11 protein-coding genes are annotated in these 19,015 nt (G+C 63.5%); 9 read left to right on the top strand and 2 right to left on the bottom strand.

Annotation, left to right across the window (positions count from 1 at the left end; all coding sequences use genetic code 11):
* Nucleotides 1-117 precede the first annotated feature (117 nt).
* Nucleotides 118-654 carry a hypothetical protein gene (locus EWV37_RS14970; RefSeq protein WP_095797828.1) on the bottom strand — a complete coding sequence of 179 codons (537 nt, stop codon included), beginning with the start codon at nt 652-654 and terminating at the stop codon, nt 118-120.
* Between the two features lie 257 nt (nt 655-911).
* Between EWV37_RS14970 and EWV37_RS14965 the strand changes: the two genes are divergently transcribed.
* The 6 genes from EWV37_RS14965 (at nt 912) to glgX (ending at nt 7,445) form a co-directional block, all read left to right on the top strand.
* Nucleotides 912-1,394 (top strand): CarD family transcriptional regulator, encoded by a 483-nt coding sequence (locus tag EWV37_RS14965; RefSeq protein WP_095797867.1) that lies wholly within the window; start codon nt 912-914, stop codon nt 1,392-1,394.
* Between the two features lie 21 nt (nt 1,395-1,415).
* Nucleotides 1,416-2,186, top strand: coding sequence for an IspD/TarI family cytidylyltransferase (locus EWV37_RS14960; RefSeq protein ID WP_129702458.1), 771 nt, complete (start codon nt 1,416-1,418; stop codon nt 2,184-2,186).
* A gap of 71 nt (nt 2,187-2,257) precedes the next feature.
* Nucleotides 2,258-2,773 (top strand): 2-C-methyl-D-erythritol 2,4-cyclodiphosphate synthase, encoded by a 516-nt coding sequence (gene ispF, locus EWV37_RS14955; protein WP_129702457.1) that lies wholly within the window; start codon nt 2,258-2,260, stop codon nt 2,771-2,773.
* Nucleotides 2,774-2,782: 9 nt separating this feature from the next.
* Nucleotides 2,783-4,219, top strand: a complete 1,437-nt coding sequence (gene cysS, locus EWV37_RS14950; RefSeq protein ID WP_129702456.1) for a cysteine--tRNA ligase — start codon at nt 2,783-2,785, stop codon at nt 4,217-4,219.
* Nucleotides 4,220-4,312: 93 nt separating this feature from the next.
* Entirely contained in the window at nt 4,313-5,293 is a 981-nt protein-coding gene (gene rlmB, locus EWV37_RS14945) for a 23S rRNA (guanosine(2251)-2'-O)-methyltransferase RlmB (protein ID WP_095797832.1), read from the top strand.
* On the top strand, nt 5,280-7,445 hold the full coding sequence (gene glgX, locus EWV37_RS14940) for a glycogen debranching protein GlgX (protein WP_095797833.1): 2,166 nt from the start codon (nt 5,280-5,282) through the stop codon (nt 7,443-7,445). The genes rlmB and glgX overlap by 14 nt, the downstream gene beginning before the upstream one ends.
* Nucleotides 7,446-7,571: 126 nt before the next feature.
* Here the strand turns inward: glgX and glgP are convergent, their stop codons facing one another.
* The gene (gene glgP, locus EWV37_RS14935) at nt 7,572-10,172 is read right to left on the bottom strand and encodes an alpha-glucan family phosphorylase (RefSeq protein ID WP_095797834.1); all 2,601 of its coding nucleotides are present in this window, start codon (nt 10,170-10,172) and stop codon (nt 7,572-7,574) included.
* Nucleotides 10,173-10,514: 342 nt separating this feature from the next.
* On the opposite strand from glgP, the gene EWV37_RS14930 reads away from it, so the two are divergent.
* The 3 genes from EWV37_RS14930 to glgB all read left to right on the top strand — a co-directional run bounded on the left by EWV37_RS14930 (nt 10,515) and on the right by glgB (nt 18,616).
* The gene (locus EWV37_RS14930; RefSeq protein ID WP_129702459.1) at nt 10,515-12,635 is read left to right on the top strand and encodes an alpha-1,4-glucan--maltose-1-phosphate maltosyltransferase; all 2,121 of its coding nucleotides are present in this window, start codon (nt 10,515-10,517) and stop codon (nt 12,633-12,635) included.
* 75 nt (nt 12,636-12,710) lie between these two features.
* Nucleotides 12,711-14,480 carry a maltose alpha-D-glucosyltransferase gene (gene treS / locus EWV37_RS14925; protein WP_095797836.1) on the top strand — a complete coding sequence of 590 codons (1,770 nt, stop codon included), beginning with the start codon at nt 12,711-12,713 and terminating at the stop codon, nt 14,478-14,480.
* Nucleotides 14,481-14,530: 50 nt separating this feature from the next.
* The gene (gene glgB, locus EWV37_RS14920; protein WP_129702455.1) at nt 14,531-18,616 is read left to right on the top strand and encodes a 1,4-alpha-glucan branching protein GlgB; all 4,086 of its coding nucleotides are present in this window, start codon (nt 14,531-14,533) and stop codon (nt 18,614-18,616) included.
* Nucleotides 18,617-19,015: the final 399 nt, after the last annotated feature.

The following is a 19,015-nucleotide window of genomic DNA, read 5'->3' as shown; positions in this document are numbered from 1 at the left end:
AGCACTCTGCTTCCCCATGAACTGACCCCCGGGAGTTGGAACCGAATTACTCAGTCCAACTCCCGGGGGTCAGTTCACACGGGATGCGGCCCTCAGTCTGTCAAAGCGTCAGTACGGTCAGTGACCGCCCTCTTCTGACTCGGCCTTGGGAGTGTTGGAGGGGTTGGCCGGGGTGGACGGTGCACCACCGGGTATCAGGGATGCGTAGCGGGGGTACGTGTGGTCCAGGACCGGCACGGAGTTTGTCGAGGACTGGCCGTCCGCCTCGAGCTCGGTCTCAACCATGAGTCCCGGTTCTGCTCCGGCCTGATCGATGGTCACGGGTTCGGACTTCTCCAGCACCACGGAATCGTTGGCGGGAACCTCGACCTCAGCGGTGGCGCCGTTGGCGTCTATCGAGAGGGTGGCGGGCTCGGAACCGTCGTTGACCACGGTGCCGATGATACGACCCTCGGAATCAGCGTCCTCCGCGAGGATCATGAAGTTGCGCACCTTTACGTCACCCAGATCGGACTGGATGCCGTCCGAGGGGGCGTACTCGTCTGCGGTGGCCTGAGGGCTGACGTACCCGCAACCGGTTGCGGTCAACAATGCAGCGGCCGCAGCAGCACCCAAACCAAAGTGCTGCAGCTTCTTGCGGGCGGCGTTCTTCACGGCACGAACTCCTCGGGCTCTAAGACGATGTGTCAGATATCTGCCGCAAGTCTAACGTTTTGGCGACGCAACGTCTGCATCCGCGCCTCGTGACACGCACGCGCCGTCGGCCACACCAACGGCGCGACAACCGGGCAGCGGGGCTCGCGCAGGAATGCGAACCGCGACCCTTTCGCGCGGTATCCGGGCGATGTGAGGTAGAACGCGGCGAATCATACACCGTGGTAGAATCGAAAGGCTGAAAGGGGTTTGTGTACATGGTTTTTGAGGTTGGCGAGACGGTTGTCTACCCCCACCACGGTGCCGCAACGATCGAAGAGATCAAGACGCGCACCATCAAGGGCGAAGAGAAAATGTATCTGCGTCTGAAGGTCACGCAGGGCGATCTGATGATCGAGGTGCCCGCTGACAACGTGGACCTCGTGGGAGTGCGAGACGTCGTTGACGAGGAGGGACTCAAGGAAGTCATCTCCGTTCTGCAGGCCAAAGATGCTGAAGAGGCGTCCAACTGGTCCCGCCGTTACAAGGCAAACCTGGAGAAGCTGGCTTCCGGCGACGTCCTCAAGGTTGCCGAGGTCGTTCGTGACCTGTGGCGTCGTGATCAGGGTCGTGGATTGTCGGCTGGCGAGAAGCGCATGTTGGCCAAGGCCCGTCAGATCCTCACGTCGGAGCTCGCTCTGGCCAAGGAGATCGACGAGGAAGAAGCCGAGAAGCGCCTCGACGACATCCTGGCCGCTTGATTCAGGGTCACTCCGACTCGTATGACATCGACTGATTTTTCCGCGAGCCCGTCCTTTGAGGACGGGCTCGCAGTCATTGTGGTGGCCGCGGGTTCCGGCACGCGTCTGGGATACGGGATGCCCAAGGCGTTGGTACCCGTGGCCGGGCGCCCCATTCTCGAGATCGCTCTCGAATCGGTGGCGCGCGCAGCTCCCGGTGCGGACATCATCGTTACGGTGCCCGCCGGGGATTCTGGGTTGAGCGACGTCGCGGCAGCGCACGGGGCCCGCCCGGTCACCGGCGGAGCTACGCGAGCGCAGTCGGTTGCGTGCGGCCTGGCCGCGCTGGGTTCCGACTCTCGGTTCGTGCTGGTTCACGACGCCGCTCGCTGCCTCGTGCCCACGCGGGTCACTTCCGCGGTGGTCGCCGCCCTCGCGTCGGGTGAACGCGCGGTGGTCCCCGTCCTTCCCGTCACCGACACGGTTCGTGGGGTGGATGCTCAGGGCCACAGCACGGGAACCGTGGATCGATCCGGGCTGCGTGCGGTGCAGACTCCGCAGGGCTTCGAGGCCCAACTCCTGGTGGATGTAAACCTGCAGGCCGGTCTCCTTGAGCGCGATGAGCAAGGAGCACTGACCCCCGTGGACCGTGCGGAGGATCCTGAGGGCATCACCGATGACGCCTCTCTCATTGAACGTTTCACCCCGGAGGTGCCCGTGACGTTCCTGGCCGGGGACGAAGAGTCCTTCAAGATCACGCGCCCCTTCGATCTGATCACCGCCCGCGCTGTCCTGGAAGAGCTTGCTCGATAATTCAACGCTCGTGCCGGCCCTGGACGATCGGTGAGTAGGGTCCCACAGGAAACATCGGAGATGATGGACTCATGAACGAACAACCCGAATCCTCGTTGCCGCAAGCCGGCCAACTTCAACTCACCGGCATCGGCGTGGACGTCCACGCCTTCGGTCCGGAGGGGACACCTTTGTGGGTGGCAGGTCTGCACTGGCCAGGGGAGCGCGGTCTCACGGGCCACTCGGACGGCGATGTGGTGGCCCACGCCGCCGCTGACGCGTTGTTCTCGGCGGCCGGCATCGGCGACCTGGGGGTGCACTTCGGCACGGATCGCCCGGACATGGCGGGCGCGTCGGGAGAGCGGATCCTGAGCGAAGCCGCAGCCATCGTGCGGGAGGCCGGGTACGACGTCGGTAATATCTCGGTGCAGCTGATCGGGAACCGGCCCAAATTCTCGCCCCGTCGAGAAGAAGCCGCCACGGTACTCAGCAAGGCAGCCGGCGCGCGGGTGCATCTGAGCGCAACCACCACGGACGCCCTCGGACTGACCGGCCGCGGCGAGGGGCTGGCCGCCGTTGCGACCGCCCTCGTGGTTCCGCGCGGCTAGACTGGGCGGGTGACTTTGCGCTTCTACGACACCGCCTCAGCAACCGTTAAAGACTTTGAACCTGTGTACCCGGGCGAGGCCCGGCTGTACTACTGCGGTGCCACGGTGCAGGGGGCGCCGCACATCGGGCATGTGCGTTCCGCGCTCGTGTTCGACCAGCTCGCACGCTGGCTCGCCTTCCGCGGTTACAAGGTGACCACCGTCCGCAACGTCACGGACATCGACGACAAGATTCTGGTGAACTCCGCGGCGTCCTTCGACCCCGATTACGCGGGCAACCACCCGCGCGAAGAATGGTGGGCACTGGCCTATCGCTTCGAACGCGTTTTCGGCGATGCATATGCCGCTCTGGGCATCGCCGCCCCCACCTACGAGCCGCGCGCCACCGGTCACATCCCGGAAATGCACGCGCTCATTCAGAAGCTCATTGATGACGGCCACGCCTATCCGGCTCAGGACGATTCCGGCGACGTCTACTTCGACGTGCGTTCGTGGCCGCGCTACGGCGAACTGACGCGCCAGCGTGTCGACGACATGCAGGATGCTCCGGACGCAGATCCCCGCGGCAAGCGTGACCCCCGAGACTTCGCCCTGTGGAAGGGTCACAAGGCGGACGAGCCGGAGACCGCCGGATGGGATTCGCCGTGGGGCAAGGGGCGTCCCGGCTGGCACCTCGAATGCTCGGCCATGGCAGCCAAGTACGTGGGCACGCACTTCGATATCCACGGTGGCGGCCTGGACCTGAGATTCCCGCACCACGAGAACGAGCTGGCCCAGTCCACCGCGGCGGGTCAGGAGTTCGCGAACTTCTGGCTCCACAACGGACTGGTCACCTACCAGGGCGAGAAGATGTCCAAGTCCATCGGCAACACGGTTTCGCCCGAACAGATGCTCGCCGAGGCACGCCCGTTGGCCGTGCGTTACTACCTGGGGCAAGCCCACTACCGTTCGGTCCTGGACTACCGGCCCACGTCACTGCAGGAAGCGACGTCGGCCGTCGAACGCGCGGAAGCCGTCCTGGTCGCCGCGCGCGCCGCGGGGTTGAGCCTCGACTGGCAGCCGGAGGACGTCCCCGAGAATTTCACGCGCGTCATGGACGAAGACCTCAACGTCCCCCAGGCGCTCGCGGTGCTGCACGAGACGGTGCGCGCCGCCAACGGCGCGCTGGCTTCGGGTGATGTCGACGACGCCGCCGCGCCGGTTCGCGCCGTGGCTGCCATGTCCGAGGTGCTCGGACTCCTGCAGCTCATGAACCTTAACGGCAGCGGGGCCGGCGGAGGTGCCGAGCACCAGGCACTGGATTCCCTGGTCCGCCAGCTGTTGGAACAGCGGGCACAGGCGCGCGCGGACAAAGACTGGGCACTCGCCGATCAGATCCGCGATCAGCTCGCCGATGCGGGCGTGGTCGTGAAGGACGGAGCCCAGGGTTCCGCGTGGTCGGTCTGACCCGGTCACTGCCCTAAACTGACACATAGATCGCTGACCACCTCGGGGCGGCGAGAGCGCCGTACACCCGTGAGAGACACGGAGTAGACAACCATGGCCCAATCCAATCGACCCGGAGCCGTTCGCAAGAACAAGAAGGGCGCCGTCGTGGGCAGCGGTGGGCAACGCCGCAAGGCACTGAAGGGTCGCGGCCCCACCCCCAAGGCCGAGGACCGCGTGTATCACAAGGCCTACAAGGCCAAGCAGGCTGCCGCACGCAAGCAGCAGACCTCGCACAACCGGCCGACTCGTGCGGGCAAGGGCCCCATCAAGGAGGACCTGGTCACGGGCCGCAACTCGGTGCTCGAGGCCTTGCGTTCCAACGTGCCCGCCAAGACTCTGTTTGTGGCCACCAAGATCGAGGTGGACGACCGCGTCAAGGACATTCTTCAGATGTGCGCCGAGCGCAATGTTCCCACGCTGGAAGCCTCCCGCTCGGAGCTGGACCGACTCACCTCGGACGCTGTTCACCAGGGCGTGGCGCTGCAGGTTCCGCCCTACGACTACCGCGACGCGGACGAGCACGCGGCCGCAGTGATCCGCCGGTACGATCCCAAGGACCCGGAGTCCAAGGCGCCGCTCTTCGTCGCGCTGGACGGCATCACCGACCCGCGCAACCTGGGCGCGATCATTCGCAGCGTCTCAGCATTCTCCGGTGACGGCGTGATCCTTCCGGAACGCCGCTCCGCCGCAGTGACCGCCACCGCGTGGAAGACCAGCGCCGGTGCAGCAGCACGGGTGCCCGTGAGCAAAGCGACCAATCTGACCCGCACGCTCGAGAACTGCAAAAAGGCCGGCTACTTCGTGGTGGGTCTGGACGGCGGCGGTGACGTGCAACTGCCCGAACTGAACCTCGCGACCGAGCCGCTGATCGTGGTGGTCGGTTCGGAAGGTAAGGGGCTGTCCCGCCTCGTCACCGAGCACTGCGACGCGATCGTGTCGATTCCCATTGACTCCACCATGGAGTCGCTGAACGCATCCATGGCGGTGGGCATCACGCTCTACGAAGTGTCGCGCAGACGTGCAAGCGCGTAGTTATCCGCTGGGGGTTCACCCATCGCTGTCCGGGGACGGCAGCGCCAACGTGGCCGTTTACGCACCGGGAATCGACGAGCTCGAACTGGTGTATCAGCGCCCGGGTGGCACGTGGCGTCGTCACCGCCTCAAGGGGCACAACCACGGCATCCATTACGGAACGGTGCCACCCCCGTTGCACGGAGACGGCGAGGTCGAGCGCGCGGAGATGCTCGATGTAGACGTGTGCCCCGCCATGCCCGAGGGCACCCGTTACGGATTCGTCCCCTTCTCGACCACGGCCAAGCGCACTCCGGACCCGTCCAGGGAACAGATCTTGCTGGACCCCTACGGCCGCGGACTCACCAGGGTGAGTCCTCCGCCGACCGTCATGAATCCCGGCCCTGACGCGTACGGCGGAAAGTACGTGTCCCAAGTGGTCGCCCAGAACTACCACTGGGAGAACCCCGGCCGTCCCAGCATTCCGTGGCGGGACACCATCATTTATGAAGCCCACGCCAAGGGCCTCACCATGCTCCACCCGGACCTCCCCGAAGAGGTGCGGGGCACCTACGCCGGGCTCGCGCATCCCGTGATCCTCAAGTATCTGCAGGATTTGGGCATCACTGCCATTGAATTGTTGCCCGTGCACGCTCACCTGGACGAGCCCCATCTCACCAAGAACGGGCTCAGTAATTACTGGGGGTACAACACCCTCAGTTTCTTCACCCCGCACTTCGGGTATGCCACGCGTGCCGCGCAAGACGCAGGTCCCACCGCCGTCCTCAATGAGTTCAAGCACGCCGTGGACGCGCTGCACGGTGCTGGAATTCAAGTGTTCCTGGACGTGGTCTACAACCACACCGCCGAGGGCGGAAGCGAAGAACCCGCCTACAGTTGGCGCGGGCTGGGGGACCGGCAGTACTACCGTCATGACACCCACGGCAATTACGTGGACGTGACCGGCTGCGGGAATTCGGTGAACTTCGCGGACCCGCAGGTGGTCCGCATGGCACTGGACTCACTGCGCTACTGGGTCACGGAGTGCCACATCGACGGGTTCCGCTTCGACCTCGCCCCGGAGCTCGGGCGGGACGAGAACCATCACTTCACCCGCAATCACCCGTTCTTCGTGGCCGTCGCCGCAGATCCCGTGCTGCAGGGCATACGCATGATCTCGGAACCGTGGGACGTGGGAGCCGGGGGTTGGCAGACCGGACGCTTCCCGACCGGTTGGGCGGACTGGAACGACACCTACCGTGACACCGTGCGCAATTTCTGGCTCTCCGGTCAGCGCACCATGGCCCGCGGGGGCGGCGGCGGCAATGCCGCCCGTCTTGCCGGAGTCATCTCCGGCTCGGCGGACATGTTCGCACCCGATGGTCGCACCACGCTGGCTTCCGTGAACTTCGTGACCGCCCATGACGGCTTCACGATGTACGACCTCACGGCCTACGACGGCAAGCACAACCAAGCCAACTTGGAGAACAACGCAGACGGCACCAACGACAACCACTCGTGGAACCACGGTGAAGAAGGTGTGTCGGACAACGTGGCGCGTAGGACGGCGCGTGCCAAGACGGTGCGGAACATGATGGCCACGTTGCTGGTGTCGCAGGGTGTTCCCATGATCACGGCCGGGGACGAGTTGCTCCGCAGTCAGGGCGGCAACAACAACGCCTACTGCCAGGACAACCGCATCTCGTGGGTCGATTGGAAGCTCACACCGTGGCGGCGGTCCATGCTCAAGACCACCCGGCGGTTGATCGCCATCCGTAAGACGTTCCTGGCAAGCCAGCCCAGTCACTTTCCGGCTCGCCCGGAAGACGTTCTGCTGTACTGGTACGGACCCGACGGCCACGCCATGACCCCCGAGCTGTGGCAAACGGATGGCTCCAGGGTCGTTCAGGTGGTACTGGGTTCATGCGGTGGCGAACTGGCGGGAACCTTCGTCATCAACGGCTCCAATGATCCGGTCATCGTGACGCTGCCCGGAGTCGAGGATCTGTCGACCCCGGCCACGTGCGCCGCGGGCTACCCGGTCACCCGCGGGTCCTACGAACTGGTGCTGGCCACGGACTTCGAGCTCGACGAACGAGCGGGCGCAGAGTTCAGCGGCGGAGACGAGTGCCGGGTCCCGGCGCAGAGCATCGCGATGTTCTCGCTCGCCTAAAGCCTGAAGCCTGAAGCCTGACGGCTGACTGCTGACGCCAAAAACCGCGGGCGCGACACCCTTGTTGGGGTGCCGCGCCCGCGGTCTTCTCAGCAGCTCGTCGGCGGTGAGTCGACGGCGCTCGCGCTAAGCAGCGTTGCGCACCAGCCCCAACTCGGCCGGACCTGCCAGCTCCTCGTTGGAGGGCAGCACACGCACTGTATAGCCGAACGGGCCGGAGCGATCGATCGTCAGGGCCCCACTGAACAAGAAACGGCCGTTGCCCAGCTCAGTCACCCGATCCAGATAGGCGTAGCTGCGCTCGTGGATGTGATCCGATTCGGACACGTGGCCGAAACCGACCTGCACCTTGACATCCTGCGGGTTCAACGACCCCAGGTTGATGTAGGCGTTGATGGTCAGCTCGTCACCGATCTGGGGTTCCTGCAGCACACCTTCGGCGTCCACATGCTCAACGTGTACCTGCGGCCACGCCTGACGAACGCGTTCGATCCAGCGCGAGGTGGAACGCGCCACCTTGCCGTTGTCCGCAATCGAACGACGACCGGAGACGCAGGCCGGTACGTACAACTTCTGCACGTAATCGGTCAGCATGCGGCGGGCCGACACGTTGGGGCCAAGGGTGGCCAACGTGTGCTTGACCATTGCGAGCCACTGGTGGGGAATCTCCTCCGACGTGATCTCGGGGTCATCCGTTGTTTCACCGTAAAAACGAGGTGCCACGTGGTTCTCGATCAGCTCGTAGAGGGCTGCGGCCTCGATGTCATCGCGCTCGTCCGTGCTGGCTTTGTTGTCCGCGGTGGGAATGGCCCAGCCGTTCTGGCCGTCATACATTTCGTCCCACCAGCCGTCCAACACGGACAGGTTCAGTCCACCGTTCATGGCGGCCTTCATGCCGGATGTACCGCACGCCTCGAGCGGGCGCAACGGGTTGTTCAACCACACGTCACATCCCGGGAACAACACACGTGCCATGGCGATGTCGTAGTTGGGCAGGAACACGATGCGGTGGCGAACCTCCGGGTCATCCGTGAAGCGCACCAGGTCCTGAATCATGCGCTTGCCCATTTCATCGGCCGGGTGGGATTTACCCGCCACAACCAACTGAATGGGGTTGTCCGGATCCAGCAGCAGTTTCTTGAGCCGCTCGGGATCACGCAGCATGAGTGTCAGGCGCTTGTAGGTGGGCACACGGCGTGCGAAACCAATGGTCAGCACATCCGGGTCCAGCACGGAGTCCGTCCACGCTAGCTCGGCATCGGCGGCGCCGCGTTTCTTCCACGAGGCGCGCAAGCGGCGTCGGACATCGTGCACCAAACGCTCGCGGAGATCGCGGCGAACCTGCCACAGGTCGTTGTCGTCCGCCTGGTAGATCTTGCGCCAGCGCGAGGCCGGGTCCTGGTCGTTCTCCTGCGGGTCCACAGCGATGGCCCGCATGGCCGGGTCGATCCAGGACGGCGTGTGCACGCCGTTGGTGACCGAGGTGATCGGAACCTCCTCGGTGTCGAACCCGGACCACAGGCCGTGGAACATGCCGCGGGAGACTACACCGTGCAGCTTGGCCACACCGTTGGCCCGCTGGGCCAGCCGCAGTCCCATGACGGCCATGTTGAATTTGCTGGGGTCTCCACCCTCGTAGCTCTCGGCACCCAATTCCAGGATGTGCGCCGTGGCAACGGCGGGGGTCAACCCCGCGTTGACGAAGTATTCGACCTGCGCGCGATCGAAGCGATCGATGCCGGCCGGCACCGGGGTGTGGGTAGTGAACACCGTGGCGGAACGAACGGCGGTGAGAGCCTCGTTCCAGGTCATGGGCTCGGAGCCATCCTGCGGGTTCATCAATTCCTGGATCCGTTCGATCCCCAGGAAACCGGCGTGGCCCTCATTGCAGTGGAAGACTTCGGGTGCGGGAGCCCCGGTGATGCGGGAGAACGCGCGCAGGGCACGAATGCCACCCATGCCCAGAAGTAGTTCCTGTTGCAGGCGGTGATCGCTTCCGCCGCCGTAGAGGCGGTCGGTCACGTTGCGGGCGTGTTCGTCGTTCTCGGGAATGTTGGAATCCAACAGCAGCAGCGGGACACGGCCCACGTCTGCGCGCCAGATCTGTGCTGACAGTGACCGGGAATTGGGCAGGGGCAGCGAAATCCGTGCCGGGGTTCCGTCCTGCTCACGCAGCAAGGTCAACGGCATTTCGTCGGGATCGAGTACGGGGTAGGTTTCCTGCTGCCAACCGTCCTGGGACAGCGACTGCTTGAAGTAACCGGCCTGGTACAGCAGCCCCACACCAACCACGGGAATGCCCATGTCGGAGGCGGTCTTCAGGTGGTCGCCGGCGAGGATTCCCAGGCCACCGGAATACTGGGGCAGCACAGAGGTGATGCCGTACTCGGCGGAGAAATACGCAATGGCGGCCGGGGCGTCGTCGGTCTGTGTGCGCTGGTACCACTGGGGCTGGGTCAGGTAACTGGTCAGATCGGCGTCGAGCGTCTTGATCTGTTCAACGGTCTGGGGGTCTTCGGCGATCTGCTGGATCTCTTCGCGGGTGAGGGAACCCAGAAGCTTCACGGGGTCACCGTGGACGATTTCCCAGGCACGCGGGTTGAGATGGGCGAACAGGTCTTCGGTGGGCTTGTGCCACGACCAACGCAGGTTCTTGGCCAACCGGCTCAAGGGTGCGATGGAGTCTGGCAGGACAGTGCGGACGGTGAATCTACGTATGGCCTTCACACGTGCGAGCCTACCGGCACGCGGGCCCTCGCCACTTCATAGTCCGATTAGGACACTCCCATGACGCCATAAGAATGGTCGGCCTTAAGAATCGAGCGGATTGTCGCTAACGTTAGATCCGTGTCGCAGCAGAATCCTCAGCCCACTGGCCATCACGCACGCACCAACGACCCGCAGGAACCTATGCCCCAGGCCGGGTCAGCCCGGCCTGATGTAGGAAGCCGCTTGAACGCGCCGGTCCCCGCCTCGGGTGTACCGGACGTCTCGCCGTCATTTCAGCGCTCCCGTTCCTCGGATGGAGTAACCGGGAAACGGCAGGACGAACAGCCCCGAGTCGACCTCATGGAAGAGGAGGACGTGGTGGATCGTGAACCCACGGAACAGCACGGCACCGCAGAACTGGGAAGCGAAGCGGACTCCGGAGACACTTCGGAATTCCCCTCCGCAGACCTTGTCTACGGACGTATTCCCATCACCGATGTGAGCCCCGTGGTCGAGGGCGGGCGTTTCCCCGCGACCGCCATTCCCGGCGAGGACATTCGGGTGTCCGCCACCGTATTCCGCGAAGGCCATGACTCCCTGGGGGCGAGCGCCGTCCTGTACGACCCGCAGGGCCGTGAGGTCCAGCGCGTGACCATGACCCCCGGTGAACCCGGCACTGACAGCTTCCAAGCGCTGCTCCGCCCCGGTTCTGTCGGCAGCTGGAGCTTTGCGATCGAGGGCTGGTCGGACCTGTACGACACGTGGCTGCACGCGGCCGAGATCAAGATCGGTGTCGGCCAGGACGTGGAACTCATGTTCAAGGAAGGTCAGTTGCTCTTTGAAGCGGCTTCCAAGGAATCCTCGCGCTCAGCTGAGGAATCACGCGCCTTTGAGAACGCTGCCGCCCGCATGGCCGACACGAGCCTGTCAGTGGAGGACCGACTGGCCGCGGGCACCTCGGACGAGGTCAAGACCTACGTCACCGAGCGACCGCTGCGTGACCTGTTGAGTTCGTCTCAGCGGTACCCCATCGAGGTCGAGCGAGAAGCGGCCGGCCGCGGCTCATGGTACGAATTCTTCCCTCGTTCGGAGGGTGCCACGTGGGACGCGGAAGCGGGCCAGTGGATTTCCGGCAATTTCAGGACCGCGGTTCAGGCGCTGGATCGCGCAGCGGACATGGGCTTCGACGTTGCTTATCTGCCCCCGATCCACCCGATCGGTCGGGATCACCGCAAGGGCCCCAACAACTCGCTCGAGGCCGGTCCGCAGGACCCGGGGTCGCCGTGGGCCATCGGTTCGCCCGAGGGCGGCCACGATGCCATTCATCCGGACCTGGGAACCTTCGAGGATTTCGACGCGTTCGTGGCCCACGCCCACGACCTGGGCCTGGAAGTCGCCCTGGACCTCGCACTGCAGGCATCCCCGGACCACCCGTGGGTCAAGGAGCACCCGCAGTGGTTCACCACCCGCGCGGACGGCACTATCGCGTATGCGGAGAATCCGCCCAAGAAGTACCAGGACATCTATCCCCTGAACTTCGACAACGACCCCCAGGGCCTGGCCCACGAAGTGCTGCGCGTGGTCGAACTGTGGATCAGCCACGGCGTGGACATCTTCCGCGTGGACAACCCGCACACCAAGCCGCTGTGGTTCTGGGAGTGGCTCATTGCCCGCGTGCGCGAGGAGCACCCGGACACCGTGTTCCTGGCCGAGGCGTTCACCCGCCCGGCCATGATGCAGGGACTGGCCAAGGCCGGTTTCCAGCAGTCCTACTCGTACTTCACGTGGCGTAACACCAAGGAAGAGATCGAGGAGTACCTGGAGGAGGTCTCTCATGAGACGTCTTCCGCGTATCGCCCGAACTTCTTCGTGAACACCCCGGACATCCTGACCGAGTACCTCCAGTTCGGCGGACCGGCAGCTTTCAAGGTTCGCGCGGCGCTCGCGTCGACCGCTTCACCGCTGTGGGGCGTATATGCGGGATATGAGCTGTTCGAGCACGTGGCCCGTCCGGGTGCCGAAGAGTATATGGACAACGAGAAGTACGAGCTGCGTCCTCGCGATTTCGCGGGTGCCGTGGAGAGCGGACAGTCGCTGGCGCCCTACATCACGCGTCTCAACGAGATCCGTAAGGACCACCCCGCGTTGGGTGACCTGCAGAACCTCACCGTGCAGTCCACCACCGATTCCGCGATCGTGGCGTTCTCCAAGACCAAGACCGTCGAGCAGGACGGTCAGGAGGTCACGGACACCGTGATCGTGGTGATCAACACCGATACGCACGCCACGCGCGAAGCAACGGTGTGGTTGGACCTGGATTCCCTGAATCTGGGTGATCATGACTTCAACGAGGACGGATCGTTCTGGGTGGATGACCTGATTTCCGGTGACAGCTGGAAGTGGGGCACCCACAATTACGTCCGTTTGGATCCCTACATCGAGCCGGCGCACATCCTGCACATTCGACGCAACGTGAAGTGATCCCCGTGGTGGCGCGAGTCATCCTCGCGCCACCATTGTTTCCACGTCATCTTTGAGAGGCCACAGCAACCGATCATGACCAGCACACCCTTCCACCTCAACGCGCCGGGCATTTCACACGATCCGGACTGGTTCCGCAAAGCCGTCTTCTACGAAGTTCTGGTGCGGGCGTTCTCGGATGCCAACGGCGACGGCTCCGGTGATTTCTCCGGTCTGATCGACAAGCTGGACTATCTGCAGTGGCTGGGCATCGACTGTCTGTGGATTCCGCCGTTCTACGAGTCCCCGCTGCGCGATGGCGGCTACGATATTTCGGATTACTACTCCGTGCTCGATGAGTTCGGCACCGTGAGCGATTTCAAGCGCCTCGTGGCCGAGGCCCATGCCCGCGGTTTGCGCGTGATCACCGACCTGCCACTGAACCACACTTCGGATCAGCACCCGTGGTTCCAGGCCTCCCGCGAAGACCCCGAGGGCCCCTTCGGCGATTTCTACGTATGGTCGGACACGGACGAGAAGTACCAGGACGCACGCATCATCTTCGTCGACACCGAGGAGTCCAACTGGACCTTCGATCCCGTGCGTCGGCAGTTCTTCTGGCACCGCTTCTTCTCGCACCAGCCGGATCTCAATTTCGAGAATCCCAAGGTCGTTCAGGCCATTTTCGATGTGGTGAAGTTCTGGCTGGACATGGGGATCGACGGGTTCCGCGCGGACGCCATCCCGTACCTGATCGAAGAGGACGGCACCAACTGCGAGAACCTGCCGGGCACGCACGACTTCCTGGTCAACTTGCGCACCATGGTGGACGAGCTCTACCCCGGCCGTGTGATCATCGCGGAGGCCAACCAGATGCCCCATGAGGTCGTGGAGTACTTCGGTACCGAGACCTCGCCGGAGTGCCACATGTGCTTCCACTTCCCGATCATGCCGCGTATTTACTACGCACTGCGTGATCAGAAGGCCGAGCCCATTGTTTCCACCATGGAGAACACCCCGGCGATTCCTTCGGGTACCCAGTGGGGCACGTTCCTACGCAACCACGATGAGTTGACTTTGGAAATGGTCACGAGCGAGGAACGCCAGGCCATGCTCGGTTGGTACGCACCTGACTCGCGTATGCGCGCCAACATTGGTATTCGACGCCGCTTGGCCCCGTTGCTCGACAACTCTCGCGCCGAGCTCGAGCTCGCTCACGCGCTGCTACTGTCCCTGCCGGGGTCACCTTTCCTCTACTACGGTGACGAAATCGGCATGGGCGACAACATCTGGTTGGACGACCGTGATGCCTCCCGAACTCCCATGCAGTGGACCCCGGACCGCAACGCCGGTTTCTCGACAGCGGACCCGGGCAAGTTGTACCTTCCCGTGATCCAGTCCCTGGTCTACAACTACTCGCAGACCAACGTGGAGACCCAGCTGGCGTCTTCATCGTCCTTGTTGCACTGGATCCGGCAGATGCTCATGGTGCGCAAGGCACACCCGGCTTTCGGAATGGGCGATTACGTGAACGTGGACACCGATCACGAGTCGGTGCTCGCTTTCCAGCGCCGCCTGGATCCTCGCGATGCGGATGACGAGCACGGCGAGACCCTGCTGTGCATCTTCAACCTGTCCCATGTCCCGGCCAGCTGTTCTCTCACGCTGCCCGAGTACGCGGGGCGTGGCACTCGAGAGCTCTTCGGCGGGGAACCCTTCGGCGAGTTCGATAACTCCGGGCGCTACCGCATCACCCTGGGTTCGCAGGACTTCTTCTGGTTGCGCTTGCGCAGTGCGCCCACTGCGGACGGCGCCCACCCGGAGACCATTGCGATGCCCATCATCAAGCCCGCGCGCAACGACTGATCAGCGAGGCACTCCACGAACACGTATTTGAGGGAAGCGGGGAACACAGAATGACGGATCAACAGGTTCTGGACCGGTTGCGTGACTGGCTGCCGCGGCAACGTTGGTTCCCGTTCACCGCCGAGGCCCAGGAGATCAAGGTCAATGTCGCGGGTCGTGTGCAGTTGGATCTCGATCCGGAGGAACCGAATTCGGTCGTGCGCGATCGCATCGTGTACCTGGTTCAGGCCACCGTGGGCGATCGCACCGAGTTGCTGAACGTCCCGGTGGTTCGCACTACCGAACCGCTTGCGGAGTACGAGCGTCACCTGATCGGTTCCTACCAGGGTGTCGGTCCCAATCGGGCGTTGCCCGAGCAGATCGTGGCGGGCGTGGACGCGTCTGCCTCGTTCCTGCGGCGCGCGGTCCAGCAGGCGGGTTCGTTCTGGGAACGACGCCGCTCGGGGGAGTCCGCGGAGCAGGCCAGCTTGCCGACCGATGCACAGATAAATGACGCGGCGAAGAACTCCGAGCCGGGTGCCGAAGAATCGAGTCGCGGGGCCCGAACCTCGCCGAGTTTCGACATGGACGTGGACCACGCGAGCAGGTTCTACCTCTACGACGCCGTGGGTGACGCCCCGTTCCTGGACGCCGTGCTGCGCATCATGGACACCCAGCTGGGTGTGGGTGGAGTACTGCGGCACGGTATGGGCCTCCACGGCAAATACACCGGTGCACTCAATACGCAGTACAGGATTTCCAATCCCCATCAGGTTCGCGTGATCTCGTCGGAGCAGTCGAACACCTCGGTGATCCTCACGCCGCCGACCTCCGAGAACGCTTCGGATGTTGCACTGCGCGGTGACGCGGTCATCGTGAAGTTCTTCCGCGTGGTGGGGGAGGGGCGCAACCCGGATGTCGAAGTCGGTGTGGAACTGACCTCACAGGGCTCATCCGCTGTACCCGCTACCGCCGGCTGGATCGATGCCCAATGGCGCCAGGGTCTGGTGACCACGGCAGGACAACTGGCCGTGGCCGCGCAGTTCGTCGATCACGCGCAGGACGCGTGGCAGATGGCTGTCGACAGCGCCAAGAGTGGTGGGGACTTCACGGAACTCGCTCGTGAGCTGGGCGCTACCACGGCAAGGGTCCATGCGGACCTGATGGCCGCTTTTGACCCGATCACCGCCGATCACGACGCCCGTGATGCTTTCCTGCAGGACATTTCCGGTCGTCTGCGGTGGGCCTGGGAGGCATGTGGTGACCGTTTCGTCGAACTCGAGTCCGCGCTCGACACGGTCATGCGCGATCTCGAAGAGCTGCGTGAGCTGCCTCCGTTAAAGCGTATTCACGGTGATTACCACCTGGGTCAGGTGCTCTACAACCGAGACAACGGCTTCAAGATTCTCGACTTCGAGGGCGAACCGTTGCGCCCCATCAAGGAACGCGTTCGCCCTGACGTCGCACTCCGTGACGTGGTGGGTATGCTGCGTTCCCTGGACTACGCCGGTGCCATGGCCGGCCGAGAAGAATCCGGTGACGCGCAGGAATGGACGCGAGCGGCGTCGTCGGCATTTCTCGATGGCTACCGGGAGATCAGCGACCAGAGCCTCGACACCGAATCCGTCCTGTTCCAGGCACTGTGGCTCGACAAGGCGCTGTACGAGGTCGTGTACGAGCAACGCAATCGGCCGGACTGGGTCGACGTTCCGGCAAACGCCGTCATCCGCTCGCTCCGAGCCGTCGGCTCACGTAGCGTGACTGACACCACGAACGACCAACCGAACTCCAACGACACCTTCAGAACTGAGGAAGTAGTGAGTACCGAGCGAGAGCAGGATCCCCAACGAACACCGGATATCACGAACGATCCGGCTCCCACGGGCAAGCAGCAACCCGTGCCTGCGGAGACATCGCAGAACACCGGCCGCGAGTCCGCTCAATCCGAGCAGGGTAAGCCCGCGCCCGTGTCCGAAGAGGTCCTGGCCGCGGTTGCAGAGGGCCGATACCACGACCCGCACTCCGTGCTCGGTGCTCATCCGAACGGGGACGGCACGGTGACCGTTCGGACGCTTCGTCGGTTCGCGACCGATGTCGCGGTGCGCACGGTGGACGGTCTGTATCCGCTCGAACACGAGTGGGGAGGTATCTTCTCCGGCGTCGTACCCACCCACGAGAAGGGCCGCATTCCGGATTACCGGCTTGAAGTGACCTACACCGGGCAGGAACCGCAGGTTCTCGATGACCCGTACCGGTTTGCTCCCACGTTGGGCGAACTGGATCTGCACCTGATCGGTGAGGGCCGACACGAGACACTGTGGACCGCGCTGGGTGCGCACGTTCATCGCTACCCCTCGGCCATGGGTGACATCCAGGGCGTGAGCTTTGCGGTGTGGGCTCCCAATGCCCGCGCCGTGCGCGTCATCGGTGACTTCAACGGCTGGGACGGTTCCGAGCACGCCATGCGCTCGCTGGGTTCCAGCGGCATTTGGGAACTGTTCATTCCGGGCCTGGGTTCGGGCGACACCTACAAGTTCCGCGTTCAGGGCCGTGATGGATCCTGGCGTGACAAGGCCGACCCCATGGCCTTCGGGACTGAAGTTCCTCCGTCAACGGCATCTCGGGTCTTCGAATCCAACTACGAATTCCAGGATTCCGAGTGGATGGCCAAGCGGGCGCAGACGGATCCGCACAATGCCCCCATGAGCGTGTACGAGCTACACATCGGTTCGTGGCGCAAGGGTCTGGACTACGTGGATCTCGCTCGTGAATTGGTTGAGTACCTCACGTGGCAGGGCTTCACCCATGTCGAGCTCATGCCGGTGGCCGAGCATCCCTTCGGCGGTTCCTGGGGCTATCAGGTCACCTCCTACTACGCGCCGTCTTCGCGATTCGGGTCGCCGGACGAATTCCGATACCTGGTGGACCAGCTTCACCAGGCCGGTATCGGTGTGCTCGTTGACTGGGTTCCCGGCCACTTCCCCAAGGACGAGTGGGCGCTGGCGAACTTCGATGGTGAGCCGCTGTACGAACACGCGGATCCGCGACGCGGCGAGCACAAGGACTGGGGCACACTGATCTTTGATTACGGCCGTTCCGAGGTGCGTAACTTCCTGGTGGCCAATGCCAATTACTGGCTCGAGGAGTACCACATCGACGGTCTGCGCGTGGATGCCGTGGCGTCCATGCTCTACCTGGACTACTCCCGTAACGACGGCGAATGGGAACCCAACAAGTACGGTGGTCGCGAGAATCTTGAAGCCATTGGATTCCTGCAGGAATCCAACGCCACTGCCTACCGCCGTAACCCCGGCATCGTCATGATCGCTGAGGAGTCCACCTCCTTCCCCGGCGTCACCAAGCCGACCGAAGCCGGTGGCTTAGGGTTCGGTATCAAGTGGAACATGGGCTGGATGCACGACAGTCTTGAGTACATGGCGGAAGATCCGTTTAACCGCCACTACCACCACAACAAGGCCACGTTCTCGATGGTCTACGCGTACTCCGAGAACTTCATCCTGCCGATTTCGCACGATGAGGTCGTGTACGGCAAGGGTTCACTGTTGCGCAAGATGCCGGGGGACCGCTGGCAGCAGCTGGCCAACGTGCGTGCCTACCTGGCCTACATGTGGGCCCACCCGGGTAAGCAATTGATCTTCATGGGTACCGAGTACGCGCAGGAATCCGAATGGTCGCAGGAACACGGCTTGGACTGGTGGCTGTCCGAAACTCCCCCGCACCACGGGGTGCAGGAACTCGTGAAGAACCTCAACGAGATCTACCGGGACACCCCGGCGCTCTACGTCCGGGACAACGACCCGTCCGGTTTCGAATGGATCGACGCGAACGATGCCGGCCGGAACACCCTGTCCTTCACGCGTTGGGACGACCAGGGTAATCCACTGGTGTGCATCGCCAACTTCGCCGGAAACCCGCACGAGAATTTCCTCGTGGGAATGCCGTGGGCCGGCGACTGGGACGAAATTCTCAACACCGACTCCGAACTCTTCGGGGGATCGGGCGTCGGCAACCTCGGGAAGATCACGGCAACGGAGGGCGCCTTCAACGGAAAGCCCGCTTTCGCTGAGCTGACGGTGCCGCCTCTCGCGGTGCTGTACTTCAAGCCCGCGACCAAGAACGGGAACGGCACCAAGTAGCGCCAAACGACCCAACCCGCTGCCGGGACCGAGAGGTTCGGGCAGCGGGTTTGTCGTTCCCTCGGCAAGTGTGTAATGTCTACCGAGTCGCCGCGGCGAGCTTCCTGAAAAGGGAGCGAGAAGCGGTGGCAGGAGAGCTACACCACACCGATTCCAGGCTGTTGCAAGACGCCGCGGATGTGGTAAGGTGAATCCCCGCAAGCAAGAGATCGCAAGGCGACAATCCGAAGCGAACCAAGAGTTCACCTGGATTTGACCCGCCGTTCCGATCTCACCTAAGCTTGCAGATCGCAACCGACTTCCGGTCCGTAGGGCAGGAAGAGTGGTTTGTTGTTTGTCAACTCAATAGTGTGCCTAGTTTGTTGATACCGAAAAGTATTTGTATTTTTTGGTTGATGG

The organism is Kocuria carniphila (genome assembly GCF_004136555.1).
GTDB lineage: Bacteria > Actinomycetota > Actinomycetes > Actinomycetales > Micrococcaceae > Kocuria > Kocuria carniphila.
This window is presented reverse-complemented; position numbering and strand designations above follow the sequence as displayed.